This window comes from Segatella cerevisiae (assembly GCF_024054555.1).
In the GTDB taxonomy this organism is placed as follows: Bacteria; Bacteroidota; Bacteroidia; order Bacteroidales; family Bacteroidaceae; genus Prevotella; species Prevotella cerevisiae.
In genome coordinates this window covers 1-8,446 of record NZ_JAMXLY010000070.1, presented here as the reverse complement: position 1 = coordinate 8,446, position 8,446 = coordinate 1, and the positions used below count along the sequence as shown (strand labels likewise).

At 46.2% G+C, this 8,446-nt stretch carries 6 protein-coding genes; 3 read left to right on the top strand and 3 right to left on the bottom strand.

Annotation, left to right across the window (positions count from 1 at the left end):
- Nucleotides 1–321: 321 nt before the first annotated feature.
- From NG821_RS11935 to NG821_RS11925, 3 genes are read right to left on the bottom strand one after another with little or no spacing between them, the layout of a single operon-like run.
- Nucleotides 322–1,680, bottom strand: coding sequence for an outer membrane beta-barrel protein (locus tag NG821_RS11935; protein WP_252761883.1), 1,359 nt, complete (start codon nucleotides 1,678–1,680; stop codon nucleotides 322–324).
- Nucleotides 1,677–2,246, bottom strand: a complete 570-nt coding sequence (locus tag NG821_RS11930) for an RNA polymerase sigma factor (RefSeq protein WP_252761882.1) — start codon at nucleotides 2,244–2,246, stop codon at nucleotides 1,677–1,679. The genes NG821_RS11935 and NG821_RS11930 overlap by 4 nt, the downstream gene beginning before the upstream one ends.
- 41 nt (nucleotides 2,247–2,287) lie before the next feature.
- Nucleotides 2,288–2,986 carry a NigD1/NigD2 family lipoprotein gene (locus NG821_RS11925; RefSeq protein WP_252761881.1) on the bottom strand — a complete coding sequence of 233 codons (699 nt, stop codon included), beginning with the start codon at nucleotides 2,984–2,986 and terminating at the stop codon, nucleotides 2,288–2,290.
- A gap of 217 nt (nucleotides 2,987–3,203) precedes the next feature.
- Between NG821_RS11925 and NG821_RS11920 the strand changes: the two genes are divergently transcribed.
- From NG821_RS11920 to uvrA, 3 genes are all read left to right on the top strand, one after another.
- Nucleotides 3,204–4,037, top strand: coding sequence for a sulfite exporter TauE/SafE family protein (locus NG821_RS11920; RefSeq protein WP_252761880.1), 834 nt, complete (start codon nucleotides 3,204–3,206; stop codon nucleotides 4,035–4,037).
- Between the two features lie 4 nt (nucleotides 4,038–4,041).
- The gene (locus NG821_RS11915; RefSeq protein WP_252761879.1) at nucleotides 4,042–4,431 is read left to right on the top strand and encodes a DUF1634 domain-containing protein; all 390 of its coding nucleotides are present in this window, start codon (nucleotides 4,042–4,044) and stop codon (nucleotides 4,429–4,431) included.
- Nucleotides 4,432–4,855: 424 nt separating this feature from the next.
- Nucleotides 4,856–7,726 (top strand): excinuclease ABC subunit UvrA, encoded by a 2,871-nt coding sequence (gene uvrA / locus NG821_RS11910; RefSeq protein ID WP_252761878.1) that lies wholly within the window; start codon nucleotides 4,856–4,858, stop codon nucleotides 7,724–7,726.
- Nucleotides 7,727–8,446 lie beyond the last annotated feature (720 nt).

Genomic DNA, 8,446 nt, shown 5'->3' with positions numbered 1-8,446 from the left:
GCTTCATCGGGGAAGCGTTTTGAAAATTCTATCAGTTTCATTTTGACGAGGTTTTGATAATTGATGCAAAGGTAATGAATATCGGGGAATACTCAAAATTATTAATCACCCAATTGAGGATAATCATTCCAATTTTCATCATCTATATCCTGTTATCAGGATATATTTTTGGTACTACAAAACTACCATATTTTATTCAAAACTCAAAATCTGAAAGGAAAAAGGACACAAATCACCACTTCTAAATAAAAAAATCGGCAACTAGTTTTCAAGAAGTCAGATAATGCGTACACCGTAACGAATATTACGGGAATCCGGCATTTATTTCCCTACATCCCTGATATTGAATCTCAGGCCGATGCTCAAACTGGGCCGTAAGGGTTTATCCCGATAATAAGTATGTAACTGACTTCCATTCTTAAAATAATAACTGATGCCAGGCTCAACATACAGACTCACATGGGGCATAAAATTATACTCCACTCCAGCCGTCCCATTTACAGACCACTGCAGCTGATGCATCTTTACATCATTTTTTGTAGTAGAAATCAAGCCATCATTAACATAATATTTCGTCTTCGCCTCGCCACTGACCATCCTGGCGCCACCACCACCGGCAGTGACATAAAAATGGAAATGGTCTTTTCTCCAGATACTTTGACTGGCCGACAACTGTAAATCGACATAATGGAGTTTCTGATGAGTTTTATACTCTTCTGTAGAGTTGCTCCGGGTCTCGTCTGAAGACAACAGACTGTAAACGATCCCGACATGCAGGCCAAGCCCATCCGTCACAGGATACCCCAGTGACAGACCAAGTTTCACAGGTTGGTCATAGTGAGTACTCGTATGTAACTGATCTACCCCGTAGACCAGCCCACTCATAACAGGATATGCCCGTGATTCAGAAGGGCCATACGGAGCAGCATCAGCAAAGACCATTTCCGGACCTGCCGAACCGTCATCTCCTCCCATTGCACCAGAGCAGAAAGGGCCGATACTCACCGATTTTCTCCGATGATGCCTCGCAGCAGGCAGAGACGCAGAAGCCATATACTCCTGATGATTCATCCCCTCCTCTTTCCTGCTTATCCGTACCCTCCCAGAAGACTCGCCGGCAGATCCGGCAGATTGCGGCAGAGAAGGATTCAAAGGATTTTCCGGAAATCCGGAAACTCCCGAAGACGGTATACTTACAGACGACTCCAAATGATCAGAAGAGATCTGAGCCGGGACATTCACCTTCGCCAGAAGGGCGGAAGATGGTGCTGACCGCAGGACATGTACTTTCCTCCCCTGTGAGGACATGGGACTCAAGGCCCTCTCTACAGAAGCCAGCACACCGGCAACGGTTCCCGGATGATGATCCGATTCAGTCTGCTGTATGGCAGTATGCCCATTCCTATACGGCGGACGGGAAGATTCCTGAGCCGTCTGCACTTCAGACCTCTCCCGTGTGACAGGGAGATGAAACACCAATATCCCTATCCCCACAGCAACGGCCACAGCCGCAACAGAACGGACAAGCCACAGAGGAATCTTCCTTGTTTTTCGTTCAGGCACGGGCCGGAGGTTCCGTTCCCCGATAGCCTGCTTGACCTCATCCAGCAAGCCATCAGGAGGATCCTTTTCATAGCCGTCTAAAAGACGGCGCATATCCCTGATCCATTGATCTTTCATTCCCGTGCTTTTTTTAATTGATACTTTCTGATCATCCTGGCCAGAATAGCCCTGGCGCGATGAAACTGAGAAGCCGATGTGTCCGGTTTGATATTCAATAACCGTGCAATTTCGATATGACTTTTCCCCTCAACAGCATAAAGGTTGAATACCTCCCTGCAGCCCGGCGGAAGGTGTCTGATCATCTCAGAAAGACTATCAGCACTCAACCCCGTCAGGTCAGGTTCCTCCTCTGCCATATCCGGCAAATCAAGATCATCCATCCTGACGATCTGAGAAGCCTGTTGACGCCGGAGGAACTGAAGAGACTCGTTGATCACGATGCGAGTCATCCACGCCTTCAATGAACCTTTCCCCCGGTAAGTGAAAGAATTGATGCAGGTAAAGATCTTGATGAAACTCTCCTGCAAGACATCCTTCAGGTCATCATCATCAGAGATATAACGAAAACCTACCCCCGTGAGGTAACCGGCATAATCAGTGTACAGCAAATCCATCGCCGAAGCATCGCCCTGGTGAAAAAGTCGGATAATCCGCTGTTCTTTGTCAGTCTCCTCACTACGCATCCCTCAACTTCCGTTTATTATAGAATAAACGGCCGATCAGCTCATTTTCGTGTACGATATTTAAATTGATGGCTCTTTTCTCCATCAAATGATTTCCATTTTAAGGTAAAGGTCCCGATTTTCCCCTTCGTGTCCGGCAGGGAATCCAGTCGGAAAGCAATAATGCCATCTCCGGGCCGTCCTCCGAGATCACCCTTCGCATCCTGATGGAGTTCCAGAACATTCAGAGAATCACCTTTGACCAAATTCAAGGTATGGACTGCGCCATCCCCAAAATACGTCCGGAAGTTCACGGTAAGATACCCATCTTCGACAACCGTCATCCAACTGTTCAAGACTTCCAGAGGATCATTGCCATAGATAGAATCATTCTTCACCCCATAGCTACGAGCCATAGGTTTGGTACGCACACTGTCCATCCAGGAGACATAGACATTTCTCAAACTATCCGAGAGAACACCATTTCCAAGTTCACTATCTTTCGGATCCCTGATTCTTACCAGTGCCCTTATCTCTTTATTACCATAAGGAGAAGCACTTATATTCACCGGGTAAAGCAAAGTAGAATCATCCAGTTGAAGGAGCAAATGCCCTTTCGATGATGTTTTCAACGTAACAAGTGCATTCGCACCATTGTCATAATACCAATCGTCATCATCGTCGTTCAAACACGACTGCAAGGAAAAGGCTGTTGTGAGCAGAACCAATCCCATTACCCAAAATTTTACTGTCCTATTCATTTTCTTTCCTTTTCATTAATCTACCTACTAAATGCGACAAGAAGTAGAACCTTGCATCAAAAAAGCATTTTTTACATCCGGTTCCGGCAATAATAATCACTTTTATACTTTAATCAGAATATTTTTCGTAATTTTGCTGCCAAAGGTAAAGAGAAGTTCAACTTAAACGTCAAGGACGAAGTGACGCTCTGGGAAACCGTAAAAAATATACACGGATATGACTATTCTGGTTTTTACTTTAATTTTACTCGCCGGAGCATACGCCGCCGGACTGTTAGGATCTTTGACAGGATTAGGCGGAGGGGTCATCGTAATCCCACTCCTTACACTTGTTTTTCATATTGATTTCCGCTACGCCATAGGAGCAGCACTTGTAGCATCCATTGCCACTTCCTCGGGATCAGCCAGCGCATACGTCAAGGAAGGCATGACGAATATTCGCCTGGGCATGTTCCTCGAAATCGCCACGAGTATAGGTGCCGTGGCAGGAGCCGTCATTGCCTTATGGATGCCCACGAATGCAATTGCCGTCGTCTTCGGGCTGGTCCTGATCCTTACGGCCGTAATGCAGCAAAGGCAGTCAGCAGACCATGAGAACGTCAAGGGGAGCGACCTGGCGAAGAAATTGAAACTTTTCGGGACGTACCCCACCAAAGAAGGGCCGAAGAGCTATGAACTCACTCATGTTATCGGAGGATTCCTGACCATGATTGTAGCCGGGATCCTTTCCGGACTATTGGGAATAGGAAGCGGTGTCCTGAAAGTTCTGGCCATGGACAATTTCATGAAAGTACCCTTCAAGGTAAGTACGACGACGAGTAATTTTATGATTGGAGTCACCGCAGTCACCTCTGCGGTCGTTTATCTCCAGCGCGGTTATATAGAACCAGGGATAGCCTTTCCCATCATGGTCGGAGTCCTGTGTGGAGCCCTGACCGGTGCCCAGTTGTTAAAGAAACTCAACGTGAGTCTGCTGAGAAAGATCTTTGCCATAGCCATTCTGTTAGTAGCCATTAACATGATCTATAATGGTTTTGCAGGTAAATTCTGATAAGATGAAAGAGAAAGATAATAGGTCTCAAACAGACATGAGGGAACTGATTGGCAATACCCTGCGTATCGGGGTAGTCACCGCTTGTACGATCGCATTGATCAGTGGAATTTACTATCTGGTCCGGCACGGCGGAGAAACGATTCCCGACTATTCCGTGTTCCGCAGGGAGCCCGCCTCCTTTACCTCTATCGGCGGTATTCTCAATGGTCTGACGACCCTCGCAGCCAAAGACTGGATTCAACTGGGAGTGCTTGTACTCATGCTCACCCCTATACTCCGCGTAGCTTTGTCATTAATAGATTTTGCCCGTCAGAAGGACTGGCTCTATGTGGTGATCACAGCCATCGTATTCACCGTTATCATACTGAATTCCATAGTAGGTGTAGGATAACTCCGTATAAACATATGCCAGGAGTGATCAGAAGGGTATCCAAGCCTTTCTCACCTTTATTCTTGTTTTTTCTTCTGACTTTTCACCGAAACATCCCTTTCATTAGAAAAAGAGAGAAGTCCTTGTTCCTGCCATGAAACCATAAAAACGAGTATTTTATTTTGTTTTTAAAGGGAATTCCTGTAAATTTGCAAAGATATGGCCTTATAAAGAGAGCACTTCGGCCCATGTCTACTCTGACCTTCGGGATATTGTCCTGAAAAAGCGGGAATTCCAACCGACATAGGGGTCCCTTAAGAATATGGGGCAAGATGACAGGGCGATCTGAAGGTACATCCAGAACGGTCTGACTCCAATAACGGCTTACAACCACCTAAAACTATACTGCTGTAAGAAGCAGAAGATACAATAGAGATTAGCTATCATGCAACGAGAAGATGAAAAGATCAATGTTTGGGGAGCACGTGTACACAACCTGAAGGATGTGGATGTCATGATTCCCCGCAATTCTCTAACGGTTATTACAGGTCTCTCCGGGTCAGGCAAATCCTCTCTGGCTTTCGACACCATTTTTGCAGAAGGACAGAGACGCTATATCGAGACTTTTTCTGCATACGCGCGCAACTTCTTAGGGGATATGGAACGTCCGGATGTAGACAAGATCACAGGTCTGAGTCCGGTCATCAGCATCGAGCAGAAAACCACCAATAAGAATCCCCGGTCCACTGTAGGAACGACCACAGAGATCTATGACTATCTACGACTTCTTTTCGCCCGTGCAGGAACGGCATATAGTTATCGGAGCGGTGAAAGAATGATGAAGTACACCGAAGAGCAGGTCATTGAGATGATCCTCAAGGACTATGCCGGCAAACGGATTTATATTCTTGCCCCGCTGATCAGACAGCGCAAAGGTCATTATCGCGAACTCTTCGAAACCTTAAGACGAAAGGGGTTCCTTTATGTCCGTGTGGATGGAGAGATGAAAGAGATTGTCCGCGGGATGAAAGTCGACCGTTATAAGAACCACAATATTGAAGTAGTCATTGACAAGATGGCCGTCGAGGATAAAGATGAAGACCGTCTCCGCCGCAGCATACAGACTGCCATGAAGCAAGGGAACGGCATCCTGATGATCCTTGACAAGGATACCGGCAGCGTGAAGAATTACTCCAAGCGTCTCATGGATCCGACAACAGGCCTGGCATACGGAGATCCTGCCCCGAACCTGTTTTCATTCAATTCCCCGGAAGGAGCATGCCCACACTGTAAAGGTCTGGGGAAGATCAATGAGATCGACCTGAAGAAAGTGATTCCAGACCCCGGGAAGAGCATCCATGACGGAGCAATCGTACCCTTAGGGAAATACAAGAACCAGATGATCTTCTGGCAGATAGAAGTCATGCTCGGAAAATATAACTATACCCTGAGAACACCGGTGAAACAGATCTCCGATGAAGCCATGAATGAGATCCTTTACGGAAGCGTTGAGGATGTCCGCATCCCGAAAGAAAAAGTCCATACCTCAAGCGATTATTTCGTCCCCTTCGACGGCGTAGTGAAATACCTGCAAACCGTAATGGAAAACGATGATTCGGCAAGCGGGAAAAAATGGGCAGACCAGTTTCTTGCCGAGATCACCTGTCCCGAATGCCACGGCATGCGCCTGAAGAAAGAATCACTATCCTATAAGATCTGGGGCAAGAACATCTCAGAAGTAGCCAACCTGGATATTTCTGACTTAAAAGAATGGCTTGACCATGTCGAGGACCATCTGGAGCCCCAGCAAAGGAAAATCGCAGACGAAATTGTCAAGGAGCTCCGCTCCAGAGTTAATTTCCTTCTGGAAGTTGGTCTAGACTATCTCTCCCTCAACCGTCAGTCAGCATCCCTGTCCGGTGGCGAGAGCCAGCGTATCCGACTGGCCACACAGATTGGCAGTCAACTGGTCAATGTACTCTATATCCTTGATGAGCCAAGTATCGGCCTGCACCAGCGGGATAACCAACGGCTGATCAATTCGCTCAAGGAACTGCGCGATTTAGGAAACACCGTCATTGTCGTGGAACATGATGAAGACATGATGCGCTCAGCCGACTGGATTATCGACATCGGACCCAAGGCGGGAAGAAAAGGTGGCGAGGTCGTCTTTCAAGGTACTCCTGCGGAGATGATGAAAGGTACCCCCTTCCCCCCAGGATCAGGAGAGACAGGCCGTCAACTGACCCTCACGGCACAGTACCTTGCGGGAATAAAGAAGATTGTCATTCCCAAACAGCGTCGAAAGGGGAACGGCAAGTCCATCACCCTCTACGGGTGCAAAGGAAATAATCTGAAGGACATCAATGTCACCTTCCCCCTGGGCGACCTGATCGTGGTCACAGGAGTAAGTGGGTCCGGCAAGTCCACGCTGATCAACGAGACCCTGCAGCCCATCCTCTCCCACTATTTCTATCGCTCACTCAAAAAGCCCATGGCCTACGACAAGATCGAAGGAATAGAAAACATAGACAAGGTAGTTAATGTGGACCAGAGTCCCATCGGAAGGACTCCTCGGTCGAATCCTGCTACCTATACGGGTGTATTCAGTGACATCAGGACACTCTTTGTAGGTTTACCTGAAGCTAAAATCAGGGGATACAAACCCGGCCGCTTTTCTTTTAATGTCAAGGGAGGTCGCTGCGAAGCTTGCAAAGGAAACGGCTATAAGACTATAGAAATGAATTTGCTTCCTGATGTGATGGTTCCTTGCGAGGTCTGTCACGGGAAACGATACAATCGGGAGACTTTGGAAGTAAGGTACAAAGGCAAAAGTATCGCCGATGTTCTCGATATGACCATCAACCAAGCTGTCGAATTCTTTGAAAATGTCCCCCAGATCCTCCAGAAGATCAAAACACTCCAGGACGTTGGCTTAGGATACATCAAACTCGGTCAGAGTTCTACTACCCTTTCAGGTGGTGAAAGCCAACGTGTAAAATTAGCTACGGAATTGGCCAAAAAGGATACAGGGAAAACACTGTATATTCTGGATGAACCTACCACCGGACTGCATTTTGAGGACATCAGAATATTGATGGAAGTGCTACAAAAACTAGTTGATCGCGGCAATACGGTCATCATCATCGAACATAACCTAGACGTCATCAAACTAGCTGATTATATCATCGACATCGGCCCTGAAGGTGGTCGTAATGGTGGGACTGTCCTGAGTACAGGGACGCCGGAACAAGTGGCAAAAAGCCAAAAAGGATATACCCCGAAATTCCTCAAGCAGATCCTCGAAAAAGGTTGATGCGTCCAACTCACAAACTGACTACACGCAGAAGGACAAGGTATACCTTTGCCTGAGAAATAAAAAAAGATTAGAAACGGACGGTTTATCAATGAAATATGCAGGGATTAATCTATTGTGTCTAGTTAATCTGCATGACTTAAATGATAGTGTCTACTGATTTCGTTTATGAAAAGAAAAAGTATCTACTTATTTTAGAGTTTAGTTCGTATTAATAACGTACGATATTGAGGATATAAGAACGTACGTCATTAAGATATGAGAACGTACGACATTAGGGTGTAAGAACGTACGTCATTAAGGTGCAAGAACGTACGTCGTTAGGGTGTATAGAAGTGCTTCAACAGAAATTATGACTAACCAGCAACAAAACCTTATGTGGCTGTGAACAGAACGTATAGTCATACAGCAACAAGATGCATGAATAGGTGTCCATGAAAGAGATGGAAGTGGATTTTCAGATGCGAAGACGTGTTCCAATAGAAATGAAAAACATCAAACAGTTTTAGAAGAAAGTATAATCATTTTCAACATCAGTGGCGAAACTGACCAAATCCTTCCCAATGCCACGATGGCCATAGATATCTATAAAAATGAGGGTGTGTCAAAAGATACATCCTCTTTTTTGTTTCTCATTCTCAGTTATCTTTGCCATTTACTGTCAGGCTGCGATTTTTCCATCGCACATGATCAATTGCAGTGTATTCTGCCTCAGACAAG